Below are 22,092 nucleotides of genomic sequence, written 5' to 3'. Positions count from 1 at the left end.
AACCGGCTGAGCATGTCTCATGCGTTTCAAGGCCCTACGATCCTGCAGGTCTTGCCGGCACTCGATGCCGGCGGCGTGGAGCGCGGCGCTCTCGAGATCGCGGATGCCATAACGCAGGCTGGTGGCCGCGCACTCGTCGCCAGTGCGGGCGGACGTCTGGCAGGACGCCTCCACGGTATCGGCGCGCGGCATATCGAATTCGACCTGCGCGGGAAATCACCGTGGGCCATCTGGCGCAATACCCGCAAACTGGTCGCCCTTATCCGGGCCGAAGGCGTGGATCTTGTCCATGCCCGATCCCGGGCGCCAGCCTGGGTCGCCAGTCGCGCCTGCCAACGGACACGTATCCCTCTGGTGACGACCTGGCATGGCCTGCATCGCGAGAACTTGCCCGGCAAGAAGCGCTATAATGCCGTGCTGGCGCGTGGTGCCCGAGTGATCGCCATCAGTGACTTCATCGCCCAGCGCCTTGCCACGCAATATGGTGTCGCGCCGGATCGGCTACGCCTGATCCCACGTGGCGCAGATATCAAGGCCTTCGATCCGGCGCGCATCGTCGGCAAAGGCGTGCAGTCGCTGGCCGAGGCATGGGCCATTCCGGAAGGCGCGCGGGTCGTGATGCTGCCGGGACGCCTGACACGCTGGAAAGGCCAGGCGCTGATGCTGGACGCGCTCGCCCTGCTGACAACGATGCTTCCCGGCGAATGGGTCTGTGTGTTCGTCGGTCCAGCCGATCCGGACGACAGGTTCGTCAGGGAACTGGTGACGCGGGCACGAGACCTGAAAATCTCGGACCGCCTGCGCTTTGCCGGTCTGTGCCAGGATATGCCGGCCGCTTACGCACTTGCCGACGTGGTCGTTGCGCCTTCGCTCCGCCCCGAACCGTTCGGCCGGGTGGCGATCGAGGCGCAGGCCATGGGACGTCCGGTCATCGTATCCGCCCACGGCGGCGCCGTGGAAACCGTCCTGCCGGAAGAAACCGGGCTGCTGGTCGCCCCGGGCGATGCGGCGGCATTGGCAAATGCCATCTGTGCCGTGCTGGACGCACCGCCCGATGCTCTCACACTTCTGGCCGAAACAGCACGCCGCCATATCGTCGAGACCTATCCGACGCGCCGTATGCAGGCAGCGACCCTCGGCGTTTACGACGAGTTGCTGGGTACATCGATGAAAGACTGTTTCCTGTCAAAAAGCGAGATTGTTTCAGAATGACCAACGAAACGCCCCCCATGAAACCCCGCCCGACCCTGAAGGAAAAGGCGCAGGCGGAACTGAACGCACGCCTGGCGCGGGAGGCCGCAGCCCTGCGCGCCAATCTGAAACGCCGAAAGCAGCAGGTTCGGGACCGCGCTGAAAAAGCCCCCGAAGACTGCGAGGATTGAAGGGATGTCTGGCGAACACGGGGAGTTGGCTTGCCGTCCGTCCTGATACGCAGAATAGCTTCAATTGAAACTGTACGATGGGAATACGACAATGCCGAAGACGCTCTACGCCACGATGCGCGCCCTGCCCGGCCACGGTCATAAAGTTCGGGCATTGCTGATCGATCTGGCGCGGGACGTCCGTGCGGAACCGGGATGCGAGCGGTTCGTGGTCTATACACGCGCGGATAACCCCGAATGCTTCCATGTCGAGGAAACCTATCGGGACGACGACGCTTTTGTCGCGCATATGGGCACCGCCCATGGACGTGCCTTCAACAAGGCGATCGAATCGCTCGTCGAAGGCGGCGGCTCAACGGTGGTCATGCTCAACAACGTGACCTGAGACCGATTTCAGCGCGGGAGCGTATTGATCGCAACCGGGCCGCCGCCCACGTGAAAGACCGTGCCCGTCGGGGTCAACGTGCCGCCAATGCGTCGGTAGACGGCGATTTCATGCTCGACGTTCCGCTGCACAAGCAGCATGTCCCCACCGTGCGCGAAAGCCAGACCCTGACCCGCGATGCCGGACGCCCAATGCCCTGTCCGAACGAGATGGCCATGATCGTTCCGGAACAATGTCAGCGACCCGTGAGCACTGTGTCCGGGCTGGTTATGCGGCAGAAACGAGCCGTCCATCGACTGAACAGCGACCCACTTGCCATCCGGTGAAAGCGCAATGCCTTCCGGGAGCGTCGGCGTCGTGGCGAAATCCACGGCCTGAAATGGCTGTTTCGACAGGTCGTAGAGGGTGATCGTATCGGCATCACCGGTGCTCTGGCCAAGGGTGAAATCCGGCAGTCCCGCCAACCCCACATTTCCCGTTACCATCCATCGTCCGTCCGACGATACATCGAGCGCATAGGGCGCAAGGCCGCTGGCAAGAATATGCCCATTCGGGCGAACCTCTTCCCGATCGACGTCCAGCACCGCTATGCCGCCGTCGTCACGACGCGATACGAGCGCATGCCGCCCGTCCGGCGTGAAAACGACACTGGCGAGACGGCGGGGCGCAAGGCGCAATGTCGTCAGAAGCGTGACCTCCCGCCCTCGCAGGCGGAGCACCCGTAACTGTCCGTCCACGCCGCATGCCAGCGCCAGTGTCCCTTGCCGGTTGATCGCGATGCCCTGAATCGTGGTGTTCATCGGCAGACGCGCGATGACACCGCGATGCGGTTCCGTTAACGCCACGACCTGTAGAAAACTGTCCACCACGGTCTTGCCGTCGGCATCGAGCCGCGACGGCGCGCCAAGCAGGGCGAGTTCGCCATCGGGCGTGATCGCCACCGATTGTGGCGGCCCGGCGATGGTCTGTTCGATCCCCTGATCGATCCGCGTGACAATTTTCGGTGGAAACTGGCGCGTATCGATCACCACGACGCTATCGGGCGCTGGCGGCCGCCGCGTCAGGCCCGCGCCGTCGGTGCGCTGGTATTTCCCGTCCTGGGTCGAGATGACCAGATCATGCGCCGGCCCACTCCACGCGCATGAAACATGGAACAAAGCCGTAACCGGCAGTAGAAACGACCATAACCTGCGCATTCGCGTGACACCTCATCCAGATGAACGAATGACGGCATCGTTCACGTCCGGCCACTTATGGCAGCGGCCGGAAAATGACCGAAATAACGTTTGCGCGGTGTCCATCACGGACTTGCAGCGCCATATCGTTGCTTCGCAAACCGGCGCCATGGAAAATTGCGTGGCACGCCGCGACCCGCTATCCCCATTGGTCAACAACTGTTTTTCTGGAGTTACCCCGACCATGCCGATCATGCCCGACAGCTGGATCCGCCGCATGGCGCTCGAACGCGGCATGATCGAGCCGTTCGTTGAGGCGCAGAAGCGTGAAGGCGTCATATCCTATGGCCTGTCATCCTATGGTTACGATGCGCGCGTCGGGGAGGATTTCAAGATATTCACGGATGTCGACAACGCGGTCGTCGATCCGAAGAATTTCGCCGCAAACAGCTTCGTCACGCGGACGGGCGATATCACCATTCCGCCGAATTCCTTCGCCCTCGCCCACACGATCGAATATTTCCGCATCCCGCGCGATACGCTCGTCGTCTGTCTGGGCAAATCCACCTATGCGCGCTGCGGCATCATCGTGAACGTCACGCCGCTGGAACCGGAATGGGAAGGTCAGGTGACGATCGAGATCAGCAACACGACCAAGCTGCCCGCGCGCATCTATGCGAATGAAGGCATCTGCCAGTTTCTGTTCTTCCAGGGCGCCTCGCCCTGCGAAGTCAGTTACGCCGACCGCGCCGGAAAATACATGCGCCAGTCCGGCGTCACCACGCCGCGCCTCTGAGCCGCTTCGTGCGTCATCGGCTCGCCCTCATCTGTCTTGCAACGATGCTGCTTGCCGATGTCGGACTGGCGCAGGCAGCCGATATCGACGTGCACTCGGTGGGCGCTGCCTGCGATGGCCGGCATGACGACCAGCCAGCCTTCCAGTCGGCTCTGGACCGCCTGTCGGCAGACGGCGGCGAACTCGTGTTTTCGGGCACCTGCCGCATCGATCGTCCGCTGATCGTCCATGACACCAACATGCAGTCGATCACGATCGACGGGCGCGGCGGAACGCTGCTCAGTCATGGCAACGATATCCTGCACTTCTCACTCCCGGCGGACACGCACACGTCGCCAACCGTGGCGCTGCGTGACATCCGGCTGAAGAATGATAGCGGGCATCTGGCCGGTAGCGCCATCGTTCTGGACAATGCCGCCGTCACAGGCACCAGCGCGGGTTTTCAGTCACCGACGATCCGGGATGTAATCATCGATGGCTTCCTGCGCGGCATCGTGCTGCACGACGTCGGTAGCGCGCTGGTATCGCACGTCACCATCACGGATGTCGGCAACCCGCAAAGCGAGGCCATCCGGATTGAAGGATCGAGCAGCAAGCGCAACCACTGGGCCAACAACAATTTCTTCGAGAACGTGACCGTCGTCGGCGGCTACGGCTTCCATCTCGTCGGTGCGATACAGGGGGTGAACATCACCAACAGCAAGGTGATGCTCGGCACCTATGGCGTGAAGGACGACAACGACGATTCCACGGAAGGTGTGCAGATAACCGCCAGTTATTTCGAAGGCCACGATGGCGGTATCGTCCTGCGTAATTACTCGCTGGTGCAATTCAACGGCAACAGCTTCGACTCGACGCCGAACGGGCTCGCGCGGGACTGGCATGCGATCGCCATTGGCGATGAGAGTGCCAATATTTATCCCATGGGTATCCAGATCATCGGTAATCAGGTGTCAGGTTTCGGCCAGACGACGAGCCCGCCATTTCAGATCGCGGCAGGCCAAGCGGTGGTATCCGGGAACATGGCCATCGGATTGGCCGACCACGACCGCGCCTGCATGCGCCTCGCGACGCCGGAGAACGCAAAGAACGACGCGATCGTGCTGAGCGGCAACGACTGCTGGGCGGCGCATGGTTACGACATCCGGCCGGGAAGTCACATCATTGGCGACAGCAATGCGTGGACCGGCCCGCATCATGACACGCTCATACGCTTTCCGCCCCCTCCTCTCCCTTGACGCCGACGCCTCAACGCGGGATGGGAGCGAACATATTGATCGTCTATATCGGGAGCCTGTGCCGTGGACCGTTTTATTATTCGCGGCGGCCGTCGCCTTGAGGGCGAAATCACCATCGGCGGCGCCAAGAATGCCGGATTGAAGTTGATGGTCGCCGGTCTGCTGACCGGCGAGCGCCTGATCCTGTCGAATGTCCCGCAGATCGCCGATATCGCCACGATGCGCGATCTGTTGCGGCAGCATGGTGTTGCCGTCGAGAATGTCGACGCCGAAGGACGGACGCTTTCGATCGGTGGCCCGATCGAGTCGGTCGAAGCCCCTTACGACATTGTCTCCAAGATGCGGGCGTCCATCCTCGTCCTCGGACCACTGCTCGCGCGCATGCATGAGGCGCGCGTATCCCTCCCCGGCGGCTGCGCCATCGGAACACGCCCGGTCGACATGCACCTTAAGGGACTGGAAACGCTTGGCGCCCAGATCCGGCTGGAGAACGGCTACATCAACGCCTCCGCGCCGGGCGGTCTGGTCGGCGACCGTGTCGTGCTGCCATTCGCGTCCGTTGGTGCCACCGAAAATCTCCTGATGGCGGCGACCCTTGCCAAGGGACGCACCGAGATCGTCAACGCCGCGCGTGAGCCGGAAATTGGCGATCTCGTCGAGTGTCTCAACCGCATGGGCGCGCGTATCAGCGGTTCGGGCACCGGCACCCTGGTGATCGATGGCGTGGAGGCATTGCATGGTGCGGAACATGCCATCATGGCCGATCGTATCGAGTGCGGCACGTATGCCTGCGCCGCGGGCATTACGGGCGGCGATCTCAGGCTCATCGGTGGGCGCATCGGCGATCTGGGCGCTGTAATCCGCACGCTTGAAGAAGCCGGGGTCGAGGTGATTGCCGAGGAAAACGCGATACGCGTGCGTCGCGATGGCCCGCTGCAAGGCGTCGACATCATGACGGAGCCTTATCCCGGCTTCCCGACGGACATGCAGGCGCAGTTCATGGCCATGCTGTCGGTCGCCGAAGGTGCCTCGATGATCACCGAGACGATTTTCGAAAACCGTTACATGCATGTCCCCGAACTCAATCGCATGGGCGCGCGCATCAACGTGCATGGATCGTCAGCGATCATCCGCGGCGTGCCATCCCTTTCCGGCGCACCCGTCATGGCGACGGACCTGCGCGCGTCGTTCTCGCTGATCCTGGCAGGCCTGGCCGCACAGGGCGAGACGGTTCTCAGCCGTATCTACCATCTCGATCGCGGCTACGAGGCGGTCGATCGGAAGCTTGCGGCCGTGGGCGCCTCGATCGAGCGCGTCAGGGAATAGAACGGGATGGCGCTGTCGCGCCTTAGCGACGCGACAGGATCGCCTCCGCCGTGCGCAGGCTCAGCGCCATAATGGCCAGCGCCGGATTGGCGCTGGTTGCGCTCGGGAAAACCGAATGATCGCAAATCCATAGATTGTCGATATCGAAACTCCGTCCATACGGATCGACGACGTTGGTTGCCGCATCGGTTCCCATTCGGCAGGTTCCGATCATGTGCGCATCGCGTGACAGAGACCAGATATCGGTAGCGCCTGCCGCGCTCATGATGTCTGTCATGGTCCGGATAGCATGCGCGTTCATGGCGTTTTCGTTGGCGCCATAACTGAACGAGATATGCGGCTTGGGGACCCCAGCGCGACCGACCTCGTTCGACAAGGTAACGCGGTTCCTCTCGGATGGCAGGCAGTCACCATGCGCCCCGATTCCCACGACATGGTTGTACCGCCGGAGATAGTCGGTCAGCGCACTTCCCCATAACCCGCGTCCACGTGCCACTGCGGTCGCCCAGGTCAGCGGCATCATACCCAGCGACTGCAACAGGTAGCCGCCGACGAAATCGACGTTTTCCGGACGTTGCAGATCCTCGGTTATGGCCAGCGAGGGATATCCCTTGTTGGGTCTCGTCTCATCCGGCAGCGTCCCCCAGACCTGGGGTGAAACATGCGCCATGTAATTCCGCCCCACCTGCCCGCTGCTGTTCGCCAGACCGGTATGAAGCAGGAGCCGTGCCGTTTCGACCGCGCCGGCCGACAAGACCAGCTGCTTGCATCGCTGGCGGTAATTGACACCATTGTGACGATAAACGACTGCTGAGACACGACCCGCCGCATCCCGCTCGATATGATGCACGAAACAGTCAGGGCGGATTTCGGCACCATCGGCTTCCGCACGCGGCAGATATGTGTTCTCGACACCGGACTTTGCGCCGTTACGACAACCTTGATGGCACGCGCCGCAGCCGACACATGCCTCCCTCTCGTGCCATGGCGCGGTAATCAGCCCGACAGGACCGTCGGACGCATGGATACCCAGTGCGTCGCATCCTCGTAACATTGCCTGCGCGGCGGCGTTGCGCGCGGGGGGCGGCGTGCGAAAGCGACGCTCAGGCTCCCACAGATAATGATCCGGCCCGGACACGCCGATTTCGGTCTCGACACGTTCGATATACGGCAACAATGTCGCGCGATCGAAAGGCCAGTCCACGCCCTGCCCTGTTTCGGCGTGAAGATGGAAATCCCGTGCGTCCGGACGCGGCAGGAACGCGCCATAATGCAGTAACGAGCCCCCGACGCCCGTGCCGCTGTTGTTGCCGCCGAAAGCCTGGGGCGTGTCCCCTCCGGAAAGGCGCTCCTCGCGCCAGTAGAACTCGGATGCCTCGGTTTCGTCCGGGGTGAATTGCCGTGCGTTGAAGCGAGGACCGGCCTCGAGCGCGACGACACGCAGCCCTGCCCGTGCCAGTTCGGCCAGTAATGGCGCGCCTCCCGCACCGGTACCCACGATAACGACATCCACGATATCGTCGTTGCCATGATGCGGCCCGTTCATGCCAGCGCCCTCGGTCCGGCGGGTTCCCAATCTTCGTGCGCTCCCTCGCCAATCGCGGAAAAACCCTGAAAAATCCTGTCGCCGCCATTGGCAACCGCATCGATCCCCAAAGCACCCTGAACGGCTGGATGACTGATGAACAGTTGCACCGCATCCGCCCGCAGGTCTGAAAACCAGAGCGCCATCTGCGCGGCAGTCATTCCATCGGCTATGAGTGTCTTTGACGCCATCGCTTCGATCAGGTCGTCCTGCTCCATATCGGTCAAGCCGACAAAGGATTTGCCGAAGCGCTTGAAAGCCGCATTATCAAGCGTCTCCAATGCGTGACGATACGCCTCCGGGTCCGGCGGCAGGGCGGCAAAACGCCATCCATCGCCCGGCTGACCGAGACGCTGGTCGATCCGCGCCGCGATATCGATCCGCGATGCGTCCAGAATTGGCGCCTGCGGAAGAACCCGCTCAAGCAACGCGCGCAATAATGTCAGTGCGTCGCGCGACATATGGACCGGCGCATAGGCAGGATCGTCCGGCTGTGCCCTTCGGGACATGATATCCCGTGTCCGCTGGGAAACATGATCCGAATTCAGCACGGCTTCGAAAGCGGAATTGATAACCGGAGCCTCGAATGAGGATACTGGTTTTTCTGTCATTCTTCTTCCCTTCCGGATCATCGTGCCCGGTTCCTGTGGCTAACTCTCGCGCCACCCTTCGGGTTCCCCCGCTACGACATTGCCGCAGAGATGCCCGCAACGTAGCCGCTCGACCAGGCCCATTGGAAATTGTAGCCCCCCAGCCAGCCGGTAACATCCACCGCTTCTCCGATAGCAAACAATCCCGGCACATGGCGTGCGCTCATCGTTTGAGACGAGAGATGGCGTGTATCGATTCCACCGCGCATGACCTCGGCCTTTGCGTAGCCCTCGGTCCCACTCAGCGTCGGGCGCCATCGGGCGACACGTGTCGCCAAAGCCTTGATCTGCCGATCAGGCAGGTTGACCAGATCGCATCGCATATCGCGTCCCCACGCCGTATCGACCAGTGCGCGCGCAAGCCTCTGTGGCAGGGCGGCCAGCAAGGCAGACGGTTCGGCACGCGGACGCTGTCTTTTTATGTCGAGCAGGGTCGCTTCTGCATCTGTACCGGGGAGCAAATCCAGTTCCAATGGCTCGGCATCGTCTCGACGATACGACGATATCTGTAGAATCGCCGGCCCGGAAAGCCCCCTATGCGTGAAGACCATGGCGTCGCTGAACGATCTTTTTCCAATGCGGGCGCTTACTGGCAGCGCAACGCCCGCAAGATCGACATTCGGTGCGGCAAGGGTGAGCGGCACGAGCGCAGGCGTGGGGGGCACGATATCGAGGCCGAACCGTTTGGCGATCCGCAACGACAAATCGGTGGCCCCCAGCTTGGGAATGGCAAGACCGCCCGTCGCCAGAATGATGCGGGAAGCCCTTACCTCGTCATGATCGAGTGCAACACGAAAGGTGTCGCCCTTCGAAACATCTCCGATGTTGGCGTTCAGATGGAACTCGACGCCTGCTGCTTTGCATTCGGATAGCAACATCTCGACGATCTGACGGGCTGAATTGTCGCAGAACAACTGCCCCGGCGTTTTCTCATGCCATGCAATCCGATGACGCTCGACCATCGCGAGAAAGTTCCGCGGCGTGTAGCGCGCCAGAGCCGATCGCGCGAAATGCCGGTTCTCCGAGAGAAAATTTTCCGGCCTGGTATCGAGATGCGTGAAGTTGCATCGGCCGCCGCCCGATATAAGAATTTTCCGCCCGATCTCGGCAGCGTGGTCAAGCACGATCACGCGCGCGCCACGCGCGCCAGCCGTGGCGGCGGCCATCAGGCCGGCGGCGCCGCCCCCGAGAACGGCGATATCGAATATCATGTCAGAAATCGAGATCGGCGTAATGGTCCGGCGGCGTGAAGCCCGTTACCCGGTCATTGAGAAGCGCCCTGAAACACGGTCTTGACTTGACCCGTGCATACCAGTCCTTGACGGCCGGTGCTTTCGACCAGTCGATATCGCCAATGAAATCCAGGCATGACAGGTGTGCGGCGGCGGCGAAATCCGCCATGGACAGCATCCCGCCCGCCAGCCAGGCGCGCGTCTCGGCCAGCCAGCCGATATAATCCAGATGAAAACGGATATTCGCATATCCGGCCCGCAGGGCATTGCCATCAGGATTGCCCCGGCCCGAGAGCCGCTTGTCCACTTTTTCCCCCAGGAGATTGCGCGACACCTCCTGAGCGAACTTCTCGTTGAACCACGCCATCAACCGCCGCACCTCCGCGCGCTCGGCAAGGGTCCGGCCCATGAGCGGCGTATCCGGATAGGCTTCCTCGAGATACTCGCAAATAACCCCGGCATTCGGGATCGTCAGTCCGTTCTCCTCGACCAGCAGGGGCACGTCGCCCGCAGGATTCATCGCCAGAAACTCTGTGCGACGTTCCCAGACGCGTTCCGTCATTGGTTCATAGGGCAGTCGCTTCTCGCCAAGAACGAGCCGAACCTGACGACTTTGCGGAGAAAGGGGCAAATGATAGAGAATGCGCATGGGCATCATTCTATGGCACCTCGTCCTCGTGCAACAAGATGTCTCGAAACGATGCCGCCCCATGTTTTCCTTAATTCGAGAGAGCTGAGCGTATTCCCATGTCGTCCTCGCCCCTGCACGCCGCGACAGGCACCACGCCGGCCCCGGATGCACCGATCCAGATCCGCGCGCGCGGTCGCTCGTTTCTCGCGCTCGTCCTGTCGCCGGAACGCCCACTGTCGAACTGGCTGGAAAGCCTCGACGCACAGATCGCCCGCTCTGCCGCGTTTTTTGCGGGAAAGCCGGTTATCTTGGATCTCGCCCTGCTTCATGCGGATGATGAAGGCCTGGACACATTGCAAGCGCGCCTGATCGAACGCGGGATTCGGATCATCGGCGTGGAGGGCGGCAATCCGGAATGGCCGGCTCTCGCGCAATGGGACATGCCGACCGGACTGGAGGGGGGCCGGGCCAGTGGCGCCGTTGACATCCCGGAAACGACCGAGGCGATTTCGCCAGTCGATACGCCGAAATCTGTCTCAAATGGGGAGACGCGTATTGTCGACGCGAGCATCCGGTCCGGACAGAGCATCATGCACATGACGGGTGACCTGGTCGTGATCGGTTCGGTCGCATCCGGCGCGGAAGTGGTCGCAAGCGGCTCCATTCACGTTTACGGCAGCCTAAGGGGACGCGCCGTGGCTGGCGTGGGTGGCCAGACCGGCGCTCGAATTTTCGCGACGCGTACGCATGCGGAGTTGCTGGCGGTCGATGGCTATTACATGACGGCGGAAGAGATGGAAGCCGGGCTTGTCGGACTCGCAACGCAGGCGCTGCTGGTCGATGATCGCATCGTCGTTCAGAAGATAGGATAATATTCTCGGCGCATACGAACGATTGCCCGTTGCGAAAGTTGCGCAATCCTTCCTAGTATGTGTCTGATTATTAAGTTCATCGGCATGACCGGTTAGAAGAGTGGTGGAGCGCGTATGGCGAAGGTGCTGGTTGTCACGTCGGGTAAAGGAGGCGTTGGCAAGACGACTTCCACGGCGGCGCTGGGCGCCGCCCTAGCCCAGACGGGTCAGAATGTCGTGGTAATCGACTTCGATGTGGGGCTCCGCAATCTCGATCTGGTCATGGGTGCCGAACGCAGGGTCGTGTTTGATCTCATCAACGTCGTGCAGGGTGATGCGAAACTCGCGCAGGCCCTGATCCGCGACAAGCGCTGCGAAACGCTTTCTATTCTTCCCGCTTCGCAAACGCGAGACAAGGATGCGCTGACTTCCGAGGGCGTGGCGAAGGTCATGGAAGAACTTCGTGAGAAGTTCGACTGGATCGTGTGCGACAGTCCGGCCGGTATCGAGCGCGGAGCGCAGCTGGCGATGTATCATGCCGATATGGCCGTCGTCGTCACCAATCCGGAAGTCAGTTCTGTCAGGGACAGCGATCGGATCATCGGCATGCTTGACAGCACGACCGAGCGTGCAAAGCGCGGGGAAAAGGTGGAAAAACACCTTCTTCTCACGCGCTACGATCCGGGTCGCGCCGCGCGCGGGGAGATGCTGAGCACGGAAGACGTTCTGGAAATTCTTTCCATTCCGCTGCTGGGTATCGTCCCGGAAAGCGAAGAAGTCCTTCGCGCCTCGAACGTCGGCTCGCCCGTTACGTTGTCCAACCCCGAATCTGCTCCAGCGCGGGCGTATTTCGAAGCTGCCCGCCGCCTCCAGGGGGAAAAACTGGAAGTTCATGTCCCGGTTGAACGCAAGGGGCTGTTTGATTGGCTTTTCAAAAAGAGGGTCGCATGAGCTTTCTAGGCAATCTTTTTGCAAAGCGTAATACAAGCACCGTTGCGCGTGACCGCTTACAGATATTGTTGGCCCATGAGCGTTCCGCGGGAATTGGTGACTCTGATCTTATCACCAAGCTCCATCAGGAAATTCTGGAAGTCATCAAGCGTCATGTAACGGTGGATCAGGATAAGGTGCAAATCAAGCTCGACGGCGGTAGCAACGGCTGCTCCATGCTTGAAATCGATATTGAAGTGCCTCAGGTGGAAAAAAAGAAAGAAGCGTCCCAATCGGCGTGACGGAAGCTCCTTTTCTCTATTGCCAACTGTCAGCCCAAACCCTGGATCGGTAAGTTTATGAGTGGCTTTTTTGGAAATATCGTCAATCAGGCAATGAATGCGCTCGGCGCAGAAGCGCAGCAGAAACTTGGCGGTAGTTTCAGTGAACTTCTTCAAGGCCAGGGCTTACAGGCGCTGCGCCAACAAGCCGAGAATGCTGGCCTCGCTGACAAGGTTCGCTCGTGGATCGGCAACGGTGAAAACTTGCCGATATCGGCTGCCGAGATACGCAATCTGCTGACCGACCAGCAACTGGAAGCTTTCGTTTCGCGCACGGGAATACCTGCGTCAGTCATTCTCCCTGCCCTCGCCGAATTCCTGCCGACAGCCGTGGACCAGCATACGACAAGCAATCCTGCTTAGGTTCAAGACTCGTAAAGCGCTTCTCGTCGGGTGCGCCTTGTGATTCGCTGTCTTTGAAAAGAGATAGGCGATTGTAAGGGGGCACTAGGCCCGATCGACATTCAGGATTCCCTTCTTTTGGAATGAGTGCTTCATAGAGCATCGTGTTGGAGCACGGAGCGTGGGATGGGGATCAAGCGTTACGAGTTGAACGAGGTGCAATGGCAGAGGATTGCGCCTCTGCTACCCGGCAAGGTCGGTGACGCGGGCCGCAGCGGGACGGATAACCGCATGTTCGTGAACGGCTGTCTTTGGATTGCTCGCTCCGGCGCGCATTAGAAAGACCTGCCTGAGCGGTATGGCAAATGGAAGACGGTACATCGTCGGTTCAGCCGATGGTGCCATGCCGGGGTGTGGGAAAAGGTTTTCGAGACGCTGACGGCCGATCGGAACAATCAGTATCTGATGCTGGATTCAACCATCGTTCGCACCCATCAGCAGGCCGCGAGCGGAAAAGGAGGGCCAAAGATCAGGCGCTGGGGCGTTCTCGAGGTGATCTGACGACCAAGACCCTATGCTGGCCGATGCGCTGGGCCGCCCGCTGTGCTTCGTTGTCACGGCTGGTCAGGTTGGCGACGTCACCCAGGCGCCGGCCCTGCTCGCGGGTTAGGAAGGGGCGGTCGTCATTGCCGACAAAGCCTATGACAGCAATGCGTTACGTGCCCTCATCGCTCAGATGGGTGCAGAAGCCGTCACTCCTTGCAACCCGACCCGCAAGATTATCATCTCGCACGATGCCATCGCCTACAGGCTACGCAATCGTATCGAGCGGTGCTTCAACCGCCTCAAGCACTTCCGACGCTTCGCTACCCGATATGATCGACGCACCATCCATTTCCTCGGCTTCGTTCACCTCGCCTCAGCCATGATCTGGATGGCCTGAATGTCGATCGGGCCTAGGGCACGCTGGTGGCGCTGGAGCCGACCGACACGGTGATGAGCGCCATCGAAAAGCATACGCGTCAGCGCGGCGTCCTGGTCACATCAGACGGGATCGGCGGCGGCGTCCTCACCCAGGCCGGCACGACGCGGGCGAGTGACAGCCTGAGGTTTCCCGGCAACGTGCGGGCGATGGAGGGTCGCATCTCCGGACGCGGTCGCCATTCGGATGTGTGGGTTAAAGGGCAGTTCAAGAGCCTTTTAAGACCGGCTAAAGCGACCCTCGATGCCACGGCCGCGCCACTTTCCGCCACGCCGGGTCCGGCGCCGGCCGCGCCCTCGCATCGCAAGGTCGAGGAAGCCTGCACGATCCGTTACGGGCACTGCGTTGATCCGGACGTTCGGCGCTACCGCCCGCGCGCCTGGCTGGCGGCAACGCAGTCAGGCGGGTCGGTCGCGGCGCAACAGTCGAGCAATCCGCCGCTCGACAGCCAGGCATCCGGACTGTCCTTCGACCTGGGACCAGCGCCCACCGCCTATCATGTCGCAAGCCGCCGACCGAGCCGCAAGCGCACCAGGCCGCGCGAGGATGCCGATCCCTGGACGTTGCAGGACCAGGCGAACTGGCGGATGCGCTCGACGCGGGCCAATACGACAGCGCGGGTTTACGTCGTTCCCGGGCTGCTGAACGCCAAGGGCGAGTTGTGGAAGCCGAACCAGCTGGTGACGGTGACGGATCTGTATTCGGGTCTCGACCAGGACATGCTGATCGGCGCGGTGAGATGGGTGGCTTCCCGACTTCGACGACCGGATCATCTCGATGTATGCGCGCGGGATGAGCGTGCGCGAAATCCAGGGCCATCTGCTTGAAATCTATGGCGTGGAAGCTTCACCGGACCTGATCAGCGTGATCACCGACGCTGTGCTGGACGAGGTAGCCGCCTGGCAGAACCGGCCGCTGGAGGCAGTCTACCCGGTGGTATTCTTCGATGCCCTGCGGCTGAAGATCCGCGACGAAAGCATCGTGCGCAACAAAGCGGTGCATATTGCTATGGGCGTGCGCGCTGACGGCACCAAGGAAGTCCTCGGCCTGTGGATCGAGCAGAACGAGGGCACGAAGTTCTGGCTCCGCGTCATGAACGAACTGCGCCATCGTGGCGTCGAGGATATTCTGCTGGCCGTGGTCGACGGGCTGAAAGGCTTCCCCGATGCCATTCGTGCCGTGTTCTCCGAAGCCCTGGTGCAGACCTGCATCGTGCATCTGCTGCGCCATTCGCTGAATTTCGTCGCCTGGAAAGACCGGAAATTCGTGACCACGGCATTGAAGGATATCTACCGGGCATGAACGCCGAGGCCAGCAAGACGGCTCTGGCTGCCTTTGCCGAAAGCCCCTGAGGCCGGAAATACACGGCGATCGTCCAGTCCTGGGAGCGGGCTTGGGAAGAGGTCATTCCGACCTATGCCTTTCCCGCCGAAGTCCGAAAATTGGTCTACACCACCAATGCCATAGAGGCGCTGAACGCCAAGCTGAGGCGGGCCGTCCGGGCCAGGGGGGGGGAGGCCATTTCCCCAATGCCAACGCGGCCCTCAAGCTTCTCTTCCTGGCCCTGAACCGCGCCGAGAAAGAATGGATCATGCCCCCAAAGGAATGGTCCATGGCAAAGGCACAGTTCGCCATTCTCTTCGGTGACCGCTTCGCGCGCGTCACCGCCTGATCAACAACATGAGCATCACACCAAAAACACGAAATTCCTGACAGTCCCGTCCAGGCCATCGTGATCCCATCAAATCGTCACAGCAACACCCCCCTGCAAACAATTCCGATATAAGTCATCTCGATTTTTTTTGGAATCCGACGACATATAATGCAAGGAAATTATACATTTTTCTGAAGAAAAATACTTGTCGATTTCAAGAAATTTCAGCCACCTTCTTTATATTTCCGTTCCCGGAAATTTCATCATAAGAAACAACATTTACTTTCCGGTCTAAGGCACGAACCATTGATAGAACTTTTCTTCTTATGCTTCCATTTACTACTAACGTTATTTCCCCTGAATCACTTCGGAATTTGCTAAGAAAATTTGTAATTTTTTCAACCAAGGAATTAAAACTTATAGGAGGTAACTTACTTTGCTGAACGCCGTTTAATAACACACCGCTATTTTCCAGCAATGCCAACTCAATCTCCGCAGAAACTGTCACGACTGAGATATATTGATCCAAGTTTATTAAGGAACTACATATCTGGCGGGATAGTCGCATCCTAACAAACTCTGTTATATCAGAAGAGTCTTTCTTCCCAATGTAATATGCTTCTTGTATGCTTTCTATTATTAAGTATTTATCGCGAATAGAAACATTTTCGGATAATAAATTAGAAAATATGCGATGAATCACACTCACGGGAAAAAGTGCCGGAACCACATCGGAAAAGATGTTCTTTATATCGTCAGAAGACGAATCAATTAGATTTTTGAGGTCAGTCGTAGAAAATAATTCCAAAATGTTCCTTCTAATAACTTCAACCATATGGGTTATAATGACACTTGTCGAATCCACAATTGTATAGTTTTTTGATATTGCCAACTCTCTCAAATCAGATTTGATCCAAAGAGCTTTAATTCCAAACGCAGGTTCTCTGGCCTCAATCCCCTCCATCTCCGGCACTCGCCCTGTAGGGTCCATGACTAAAAAATGATTGGGATATAATTCACCCTCCCCGGAAGTAATTTCTCTAATATTTATTCTATAAAATCTTGGCTTTAGTGATACATTATCTTGTATTCTTATCTGTGGGATTTTTATTCCACATTCCTCATTGAAATTATGGCGTATCGTTTGCATTTGCTTTGCAAGGTGACCTACAGAATCATTTACGATTTGAAGCAGATCCAAACCCAACTCAAGCCTTATTGGATCAATGCCTAGTTCGTCTCGTAAAATACTAGTGTTTTTTTCATTTATACTAGGTTGGATTTTATTTTTATCAACTGAATTAGCATGCTTATTTCTGAAAAAGAAAAATAAAGACAGCAGGGGTAGTAAGATAACAAAAAAGGGAAAAAAAGGTACACCGGGTAAAACGAGAAGAAAAACGCACACTCCGATGGCGATGATCAAAGGTGTTAATGTAGTATCTCCACTTCTGTCATCTGCGGCACTATTCCCTTGGTCTCCCTTGGTAACAATTATTCCGGCAGAAACAGATACAATAAGACTAGGAAGCTGCGATACAAGACCATCACCTATAGTAAGTGTCGTAAAGACGGACGCTGCGTCAGATATGCTCATTTTCTGGCCGAACACGCCTATTAGTAAACCGGCAATTATATTTACAAAAAGTATGCACATGCCTGCTATAGCATCGCCCCTAATGAACTTTGACGCTCCGTCCATCGAACCATAAAAGCCACCTTCTGCCTCTAGGTTCCGCCTCTTCGCGTGCGCTTCCGTAGCATCAAGGATTCCAGAATTTAGCTCGCCATCAATTGCCATCTGTTTGCCCGGCAGTGAATCTAAGAAAAAGCGAGCGGACACCTCAGCTATGCGCGCAGAACCTTTCGTTACCACAACGAAATTCACTATCATAATAATTGCAAATACGATTAGACCAATGAATAGATTCCCTCCCATAAGTAAGTTGCCAAACATGGCGATCATACCGCCTGCCGAATATATCCCTTCGTGGCCATGCTCCAAAATTAAGCGCGTAACTGCGATTTCAATAGAGAGTCTAAATACAGTGAATAACAATATCAAATAGGGAAATGATAAGAAATCTAAGATAGATCGGCTGAATATAGAAACTATCAGCATGCATATCGAAATTATGAAAGAACCGGCAACACAAGCATCAACAAAAAATACAGGGACGGGAAATATAATAATGGATACAGCACAAAGAAGAGCTACAGTAGAAAACATCTTAATATCAGGGGGCGCCTGAAGAACTTTAACCTTGACATTGCCCAATACGGCTTTCATGTAGTTCCGGCTTATCAATTTCTTTTACTTACTTCCGTCATTATAATTCCTATCTTTTTTTCGTCAATTACAACAACTTCGCCCCTTGCGAGAAATTTGTTATTCACGAGTATGTCGATAGGGTCACCTATTTTTTTATCAAGTTCGACGATATCCCCTTTACCTAACTTTAAAACTTGGCTGATTTGCATCGTTGCACGACCTAAGAGTGCACTAACTGAAACTGGGATATCGTATAAAACATCAAAATTCCGGGAATGTTCCGGAGACGTAAGATTATTTACTGCGACAGCATCTTTATCAAAGACATCGAGAGCTTCGTTTTCTTTGTTCAATTTTCATCCCCAGACTGACTGTGCTCATACTTGATTAGAAATTTCACACCTCCATGAAAGGCTATTTTTCGGTTCGAAAATATGTGCAAGTCTCCTCCTGTTAGTTCTTGATTTTTTAGAAACACAACATCCTTTCTTATATCCTCTCTAATTCCGTTTTTTATCATATCAATAGTTTCATCGTTAGAAGTTACTAAAACTTTTTTGCCCGCGCTATCTTCTTCAATACTGTCCACTTCTCTGATAATCATATCAACAATACGCTCATTAATTTTACTATCCCCCAGAGCTTTATTTATCGTTTTCAAGACCAAATTTAATACTTCAGCCCTTAATAAAGCACTTAATCTATGGTCTGCCTCTATTTTTTTTCTATTCTTTTTTCTATTTTTTCCATAAGATGAAGTCTTTTTCGAATTAACTCACTTCTCAAACTCGACTTTTCTGTGTGCATACCTTTTCTTTTTCCCATTTCCCATAAATTTATATTGTTATCATGGTATATTTCATTGCAATTTTTTTCATGATTATTGTAATTTATATTGCACACTATTCAATCACCATTTCGTTTTCTTCCGGATCTAACTCTATTTCTCCATTTTCATTCATTTCTTTTGCCAGAAAAACGATTTCAGCCTTTGCCTTCTCTACATCTCGCAACCGAACACTACCAAGTGCTTCCATATTATCCTGAAGCAATCGAATTGCCCTATCAGACATAATTCGATAAAAGACATTTTTTTGCTCCTTCGTCGCCCCCTTTAAAGCAATAGGTAAAATGTCTTTGTCTAATTGCGCCAAAATGCGAGTTAAGGCTTCAGGACGTAGTCGAGATAGATCTTCGAATGTAAACATAAGTCCTTTTATACATTCCGTCTCTTCTGGAGAAGTTTTTGACAAGGACAGCAGTATCTTCTCCCCGCTTCGATTTTCCATAATGTTGAATATATCTGCCATGCGTTTGTAAGCGCTTGTCCGCGCGCGTTGAGAAAAGTTGGATATAAACTCTTTTCGAAGTGTGTCTTCAAGTTCTTTAACTATTTGATGAGGCACGCTTTCGCTGCATAACATCCTCACAACTGACTCCAAAGCAAGATTTTCTGGTAAAATTGATATAATTCTCGATGCTTGGGCTGGTTTAAGTCGGTCTAGTATTATAGAAATTGTCTGTGGATGCTCATTTTTTAAATAGTTTCATAGCACATCCTCAGATATTACATCTAATTTCCCCCATATCGTCGTCGAGATAGAACTGCGTATTTCATCTATAATTTTTTCAGCTTTAGGTTCTGGCAGAATGCGTCTTAGAATGCGCTCTGTATTAGAAACGTCTCCTAGAAGATCATAATCTCTAATGTCAGGTTTATTAAATGCATTGCAAACTGCCTCCACAATATAAGACGGTATAGGACCAAGATTAGACATCGCCGTCGATATTGAGCGAATTTCTTTCTCCTCTAGTTCATCGAAGATATCTACACAATCGTCCTTGGAAAGGGCTAACATCAATATTGCAACCCTTTGAGGTCCAGTAAGTTTTTCAAATTGCATCATTAGGATTCCTGCAGAGGCTCTGATGACAACCAGCTTTTGATTAAAGAGATACTTTCCTCAGGATATTCCTCAATTTTTTTTGCGACCTGCTGAATGGAAGAAGACTTTATTTGACCATCAATACCTTCCATGACCACCATCGCGCCAAGATTATTCGGAACATTTTCTGTAGAGATGGCTACCTCTTTCCCGTATGTCAGTAGAGGCAATTGCGACTCTTTCTCCGCAATTATATTTTTATCTTTGTGAATATGCATTGATTTTTCAGTAGAAATTCCCAGCTCTTTTTGATGTGATAATTTGACATTCCCACCTTTTGATTTAAAAATTTGTTTTGCGCAGAAAAGCAAAAACAACACTAAACAAACAAGAAAAACCAAATTTTTGTTGTTGTAAACAATGGAGATCCATTCATGTCTTACTTGCATATCCCCATCGGAAAACTTATTTTCATTGCTGAAATTCATAGATTTTACAACTACCAAATCACCTCGTTTTGAATCGTACCCTATTGTAGCTTTTACCAAGCTATCAATTTGACCTATATTTCCATCCGTCCACTGTGGAGATTTCTTGTTTTCTTTAGGAAATGAATAGAGATTGCCATCTATCAAGACAGAAACGGTAATTCTAGAAATACTTGGTGCCGTATGTTCTAGTTTGATAGTCTCCGTTCCTATCTCATAATTATCTGTCTCTTCATTTCCTTCCGAAATATTACCTTTCCTGCCACCATCTTCGTCTTTATTCGGAAGGTTATTAGAGGCAGAAACGTTTTGAGTTTTCTCCAGATTATTTGACTTTTCTGTTTTAATTTTCTGCGAACGAAGTACCTGCTTTTCGGGGTTGAAGTCTTGATAACTTTTAACAACCTTATCAAAATCAAGAAGAACATTTGCTTTTACGCGAAGGTGATCTGAGCCAAAAATTGGTGACAAAATGGTTTCTACTTTGCTCGCTATATCGTCTTCCATTTTAGACGCCTGATCTTTCTCCAAGTCAGAATTGATTTTATATTTCCCATTGTCGTATAGGACATGGCCTGAAGAATCTATTATCTCTATTTGCTCTCGACTCAGTTCGGGTATAGCTGCTTTAACCAAATTAGCGATTGCATTCACGCTTTCGTCATCAATTCTAGACGGGGATGTTTGTATTAATATGCTAGCTTGCGCACTCTGCCTAACTGAGGAAAACATTTCTCTGTCAGGGATTACGATATGAACGCGCACGCCAATAATACCCTGGATTAAGCGAATAGAACGCTCCAACTCACCTTCCAAGGCTCTTTTCTCATTGATTTTTTGCTTGAATTGTGTGGCAGAAAATCCGTCCTCCTTGTCGAATAGTTCGTAGCCAAGGCTTCCGGAGTTTGGCAAATTCTGCTTCGCCAATATAAGTCTGGCATTTGGAACGTCAGTCGGAGCAACAAAAACGGTTTTGGCATCATTTGAGAGATTATATGGAATATGATTCTTGCTCAGATGTTCTGTAATCCCCTCGACGTCTTTCGTTTCAAGGTTTTCATACAGAATTACCTTCTTGCTCTCGGTATCTATCGCCAAAAAGCTCAAAGATAATATCAGCCCTAGCAAGACCACGCCGATCGCAACAAGTTTATTCAAACCCAACGAACGAATGTTATTAATTATATTATTCATTTTCCATATATTCTTTGGGTTTTTTTTGGAAATTATATTTTTGGATTAACTTCTAATACACAGAGGATATTTTCTGCACATTGACGTCCAGACCACCGAGTTCTGCGCTCTCACCGTTTGTATCGCGTATAATGCCTGAAATCGTACTTTCTATATTTGGAGTCAAAGTCGATATTGATCCATCGGTATTTTCCTGCGCAATGCCGACTTGATATACCCCGTCGGGTAATTGATTTCCTCCGTTGTCTCTTCCATTCCATGACCAGAGATTCCTGCCTGCGCTGGACGTCATTTCATCAGTCTTTACGACGCTTCCAGAGCCGTTTTTGACGACAATATCAGTTTCTTCCTGCTTTTGAGCATCGAACGACACAGATGCTGATCCGTTTTTTAAGGAAAACTGTGAACTACTTGCGACTGCCGTCTTGCCTATTAAATTTGAACTTGTCACGAAATCGCTATTGCCGACTGCCGAAATCAAACTTTGCAAATTGCTGTTTGTTTTCACCTGTTGCTCAACTCCGGCAAATTGTGCAAGTTCACTTGTGAAGTTGTCGCTACTCATAGGATTACTGGGATCCTGATATTGCAGTTGAGTAGTTAATAACGTCAGAAACTGATTGTAGTTGTCTCCTAAGTTCGATAGCGACGTTTGACTTGCACTTGTTGTTTCTCCGCTCGAAGAGGAAGACGTATTTGCAAATGCTGCATTACTAGCGGCGGTATATAGAGAAATATTTGTCATCCCACAC

Annotated in this window: 23 protein-coding genes and 3 pseudogenes; 13 read left to right on the top strand and 13 right to left on the bottom strand. The window is 54.5% G+C overall.

Annotation, left to right across the window (positions count from 1 at the left end):
* The first annotated feature begins 12 nt into the window (after nucleotides 1-12).
* From A0U93_RS14790 to A0U93_RS14785, 3 genes are all read left to right on the top strand, one after another.
* Nucleotides 13-1,212, top strand: a complete 1,200-nt coding sequence (locus tag A0U93_RS14790; RefSeq protein WP_077808000.1) for a glycosyltransferase family 4 protein — start codon at nucleotides 13-15, stop codon at nucleotides 1,210-1,212.
* Between the two features lie 17 nt (nucleotides 1,213-1,229).
* Nucleotides 1,230-1,382 (top strand): hypothetical protein, encoded by a 153-nt coding sequence (locus tag A0U93_RS16520; protein ID WP_169852783.1) that lies wholly within the window; start codon nucleotides 1,230-1,232, stop codon nucleotides 1,380-1,382.
* 91 nt (nucleotides 1,383-1,473) lie between these two features.
* A complete protein-coding gene (locus A0U93_RS14785) occupies nucleotides 1,474-1,767 on the top strand; it encodes a putative quinol monooxygenase (protein ID WP_169852782.1) in 294 nt (97 codons plus the stop codon).
* An 8-nt stretch (nucleotides 1,768-1,775) separates the two neighbouring features.
* On the opposite strand, the gene A0U93_RS14780 is transcribed toward A0U93_RS14785, so the two are convergent.
* Nucleotides 1,776-2,963, bottom strand: coding sequence for a WD40 repeat domain-containing protein (locus A0U93_RS14780; RefSeq protein WP_077807999.1), 1,188 nt, complete (start codon nucleotides 2,961-2,963; stop codon nucleotides 1,776-1,778).
* A 223-nt stretch (nucleotides 2,964-3,186) separates the two neighbouring features.
* On the opposite strand from A0U93_RS14780, the gene dcd reads away from it, so the two are divergent.
* The 3 genes from dcd (at nucleotide 3,187) to murA (ending at nucleotide 6,302) form a co-directional block, all read left to right on the top strand.
* Nucleotides 3,187-3,738: a dCTP deaminase gene (gene dcd / locus A0U93_RS14775; protein WP_077808586.1), complete on the top strand. Its 552-nt coding sequence runs from the start codon at nucleotides 3,187-3,189 to the stop codon at nucleotides 3,736-3,738.
* Nucleotides 3,739-3,746: 8 nt separating this feature from the next.
* Nucleotides 3,747-4,976: a right-handed parallel beta-helix repeat-containing protein gene (locus tag A0U93_RS14770; RefSeq protein WP_077807998.1), complete on the top strand. Its 1,230-nt coding sequence runs from the start codon at nucleotides 3,747-3,749 to the stop codon at nucleotides 4,974-4,976.
* Nucleotides 4,977-5,039: 63 nt separating this feature from the next.
* Nucleotides 5,040-6,302: a UDP-N-acetylglucosamine 1-carboxyvinyltransferase gene (murA, locus tag A0U93_RS14765; RefSeq protein WP_077807997.1), complete on the top strand. Its 1,263-nt coding sequence runs from the start codon at nucleotides 5,040-5,042 to the stop codon at nucleotides 6,300-6,302.
* Nucleotides 6,303-6,324: 22 nt separating this feature from the next.
* On the opposite strand, the gene A0U93_RS14760 is transcribed toward murA, so the two are convergent.
* The 4 genes from A0U93_RS14760 to fzlA all read right to left on the bottom strand — a co-directional run bounded on the left by A0U93_RS14760 (nucleotide 6,325) and on the right by fzlA (nucleotide 10,418).
* Complete coding sequence (locus A0U93_RS14760; protein ID WP_077807996.1) at nucleotides 6,325-7,848, bottom strand: GMC family oxidoreductase; 1,524 nt, start codon at nucleotides 7,846-7,848, stop codon at nucleotides 6,325-6,327.
* Nucleotides 7,845-8,498: a gluconate 2-dehydrogenase subunit 3 family protein gene (locus tag A0U93_RS14755; RefSeq protein WP_169852781.1), complete on the bottom strand. Its 654-nt coding sequence runs from the start codon at nucleotides 8,496-8,498 to the stop codon at nucleotides 7,845-7,847. Before A0U93_RS14755 ends, A0U93_RS14760 begins: the two co-directional genes overlap by 4 nt.
* Nucleotides 8,499-8,569: 71 nt before the next feature.
* The gene (locus A0U93_RS14750; protein WP_077807994.1) at nucleotides 8,570-9,748 is read right to left on the bottom strand and encodes a BaiN/RdsA family NAD(P)/FAD-dependent oxidoreductase; all 1,179 of its coding nucleotides are present in this window, start codon (nucleotides 9,746-9,748) and stop codon (nucleotides 8,570-8,572) included.
* A 1-nt stretch (nucleotide 9,749) separates the two neighbouring features.
* Nucleotides 9,750-10,418 (bottom strand): FtsZ-binding protein FzlA, encoded by a 669-nt coding sequence (fzlA, locus tag A0U93_RS14745; RefSeq protein WP_077808585.1) that lies wholly within the window; start codon nucleotides 10,416-10,418, stop codon nucleotides 9,750-9,752.
* A gap of 98 nt (nucleotides 10,419-10,516) precedes the next feature.
* On the opposite strand from fzlA, the gene minC reads away from it, so the two are divergent.
* The 7 genes and pseudogenes from minC to A0U93_RS14710 all read left to right on the top strand — a co-directional run.
* On the top strand, nucleotides 10,517-11,272 hold the full coding sequence (minC, locus tag A0U93_RS14740; RefSeq protein ID WP_077807993.1) for a septum site-determining protein MinC: 756 nt from the start codon (nucleotides 10,517-10,519) through the stop codon (nucleotides 11,270-11,272).
* A 114-nt stretch (nucleotides 11,273-11,386) separates the two neighbouring features.
* Entirely contained in the window at nucleotides 11,387-12,202 is an 816-nt protein-coding gene (gene minD / locus A0U93_RS14735) for a septum site-determining protein MinD (RefSeq protein WP_077807992.1), read from the top strand.
* Nucleotides 12,199-12,483, top strand: coding sequence for a cell division topological specificity factor MinE (gene minE, locus A0U93_RS14730; RefSeq protein ID WP_077807991.1), 285 nt, complete (start codon nucleotides 12,199-12,201; stop codon nucleotides 12,481-12,483). Before minD ends, minE begins: the two co-directional genes overlap by 4 nt.
* A 57-nt stretch (nucleotides 12,484-12,540) precedes the next feature.
* Nucleotides 12,541-12,885, top strand: a complete 345-nt coding sequence (locus A0U93_RS14725) for a YidB family protein (protein WP_077807990.1) — start codon at nucleotides 12,541-12,543, stop codon at nucleotides 12,883-12,885.
* A gap of 171 nt (nucleotides 12,886-13,056) precedes the next feature.
* A pseudogene (locus A0U93_RS14720) lies at nucleotides 13,057-13,807 on the top strand (IS5 family transposase).
* A 53-nt stretch (nucleotides 13,808-13,860) separates the two neighbouring features.
* Nucleotides 13,861-14,673, top strand: coding sequence for a phage baseplate assembly protein (locus tag A0U93_RS14715; protein WP_147150691.1), 813 nt, complete (start codon nucleotides 13,861-13,863; stop codon nucleotides 14,671-14,673).
* Nucleotides 14,597-15,518: pseudogene (locus tag A0U93_RS14710) on the top strand (IS256 family transposase); the annotation flags it as partial. The gene A0U93_RS14715 and the pseudogene A0U93_RS14710, both read left to right, overlap by 77 nt.
* Nucleotides 15,519-15,714: 196 nt before the next feature.
* Here the strand turns inward: A0U93_RS14710 and A0U93_RS14705 are convergent.
* The 8 genes and pseudogenes from A0U93_RS14705 to A0U93_RS14680 all read right to left on the bottom strand — a co-directional run bounded on the left by A0U93_RS14705 (nucleotide 15,715) and on the right by A0U93_RS14680 (nucleotide 22,085).
* Nucleotides 15,715-17,790 (bottom strand): flagellar biosynthesis protein FlhA, encoded by a 2,076-nt coding sequence (locus tag A0U93_RS14705; RefSeq protein ID WP_077807988.1) that lies wholly within the window; start codon nucleotides 17,788-17,790, stop codon nucleotides 15,715-15,717.
* Between the two features lie 14 nt (nucleotides 17,791-17,804).
* Entirely contained in the window at nucleotides 17,805-18,125 is a 321-nt protein-coding gene (gene fliN / locus A0U93_RS14700; protein ID WP_077807987.1) for a flagellar motor switch protein FliN, read from the bottom strand.
* Nucleotides 18,122-18,433, bottom strand: coding sequence for a hypothetical protein (locus A0U93_RS16300; RefSeq protein WP_170233436.1), 312 nt, complete (start codon nucleotides 18,431-18,433; stop codon nucleotides 18,122-18,124). The genes fliN and A0U93_RS16300 overlap by 4 nt, the downstream gene beginning before the upstream one ends.
* Before the next feature lie 241 nt (nucleotides 18,434-18,674).
* The gene (locus A0U93_RS14695; protein ID WP_169852780.1) at nucleotides 18,675-19,082 is read right to left on the bottom strand and encodes a FliG C-terminal domain-containing protein; all 408 of its coding nucleotides are present in this window, start codon (nucleotides 19,080-19,082) and stop codon (nucleotides 18,675-18,677) included.
* Nucleotides 19,083-19,121: 39 nt separating this feature from the next.
* Nucleotides 19,122-19,307 (bottom strand): annotated as a pseudogene (locus A0U93_RS17145) (flagellar motor switch protein FliG); the annotation flags it as partial.
* A 12-nt stretch (nucleotides 19,308-19,319) separates the two neighbouring features.
* A complete protein-coding gene (locus A0U93_RS14690) occupies nucleotides 19,320-19,679 on the bottom strand; it encodes a hypothetical protein (RefSeq protein WP_077807985.1) in 360 nt (119 codons plus the stop codon).
* Nucleotides 19,679-21,340: a flagellar basal-body MS-ring/collar protein FliF gene (fliF, locus tag A0U93_RS14685; protein ID WP_077807984.1), complete on the bottom strand. Its 1,662-nt coding sequence runs from the start codon at nucleotides 21,338-21,340 to the stop codon at nucleotides 19,679-19,681. The genes A0U93_RS14690 and fliF overlap by 1 nt, the downstream gene beginning before the upstream one ends.
* A gap of 52 nt (nucleotides 21,341-21,392) precedes the next feature.
* Nucleotides 21,393-22,085 (bottom strand): flagellar hook assembly protein FlgD, encoded by a 693-nt coding sequence (locus tag A0U93_RS14680; protein WP_077807983.1) that lies wholly within the window; start codon nucleotides 22,083-22,085, stop codon nucleotides 21,393-21,395.
* Nucleotides 22,086-22,092: the final 7 nt, after the last annotated feature.

The organism is Neoasaia chiangmaiensis, from assembly GCF_002005465.1.
Classification (GTDB): domain Bacteria; phylum Pseudomonadota; class Alphaproteobacteria; order Acetobacterales; family Acetobacteraceae; genus Neoasaia; species Neoasaia chiangmaiensis.
This window is presented reverse-complemented; position numbering and strand designations above follow the sequence as displayed.

Coding starts and splice junctions, on each gene's coding strand:
- A0U93_RS14715 (WP_147150691.1), top strand. CDS start 13,861: ATGAGCGCCATCGAAAAGCATACGCGTCAGCGCGGCGTCCTGGTCACA.
- A0U93_RS16520 (WP_169852783.1), top strand. CDS start 1,230: ATGAAACCCCGCCCGACCCTGAAGGAAAAGGCGCAGGCGGAACTGAAC.
- A0U93_RS14785 (WP_169852782.1), top strand. CDS start 1,474: ATGCCGAAGACGCTCTACGCCACGATGCGCGCCCTGCCCGGCCACGGT.
- fliF (WP_077807984.1), bottom strand. CDS start 21,340: ATGAATAATATAATTAATAACATTCGTTCGTTGGGTTTGAATAAACTT.
- A0U93_RS14755 (WP_169852781.1), bottom strand. CDS start 8,498: ATGACAGAAAAACCAGTATCCTCATTCGAGGCTCCGGTTATCAATTCC.
- A0U93_RS14695 (WP_169852780.1), bottom strand. CDS start 19,082: ATGGCAGATATATTCAACATTATGGAAAATCGAAGCGGGGAGAAGATA.
- minC (WP_077807993.1), top strand. CDS start 10,517: ATGTCGTCCTCGCCCCTGCACGCCGCGACAGGCACCACGCCGGCCCCG.
- fzlA (WP_077808585.1), bottom strand. CDS start 10,418: ATGCGCATTCTCTATCATTTGCCCCTTTCTCCGCAAAGTCGTCAGGTT.
- A0U93_RS14725 (WP_077807990.1), top strand. CDS start 12,541: ATGAGTGGCTTTTTTGGAAATATCGTCAATCAGGCAATGAATGCGCTC.
- A0U93_RS14780 (WP_077807999.1), bottom strand. CDS start 2,963: ATGCGCAGGTTATGGTCGTTTCTACTGCCGGTTACGGCTTTGTTCCAT.
- A0U93_RS14705 (WP_077807988.1), bottom strand. CDS start 17,790: ATGAAAGCCGTATTGGGCAATGTCAAGGTTAAAGTTCTTCAGGCGCCC.
- dcd (WP_077808586.1), top strand. CDS start 3,187: ATGCCGATCATGCCCGACAGCTGGATCCGCCGCATGGCGCTCGAACGC.
- A0U93_RS14690 (WP_077807985.1), bottom strand. CDS start 19,679: ATGATGCAATTTGAAAAACTTACTGGACCTCAAAGGGTTGCAATATTG.
- minD (WP_077807992.1), top strand. CDS start 11,387: ATGGCGAAGGTGCTGGTTGTCACGTCGGGTAAAGGAGGCGTTGGCAAG.
- A0U93_RS14790 (WP_077808000.1), top strand. CDS start 13: ATGTCTCATGCGTTTCAAGGCCCTACGATCCTGCAGGTCTTGCCGGCA.
- A0U93_RS14760 (WP_077807996.1), bottom strand. CDS start 7,848: ATGAACGGGCCGCATCATGGCAACGACGATATCGTGGATGTCGTTATC.
- minE (WP_077807991.1), top strand. CDS start 12,199: ATGAGCTTTCTAGGCAATCTTTTTGCAAAGCGTAATACAAGCACCGTT.
- A0U93_RS14680 (WP_077807983.1), bottom strand. CDS start 22,085: ATGACAAATATTTCTCTATATACCGCCGCTAGTAATGCAGCATTTGCA.
- A0U93_RS14750 (WP_077807994.1), bottom strand. CDS start 9,748: ATGATATTCGATATCGCCGTTCTCGGGGGCGGCGCCGCCGGCCTGATG.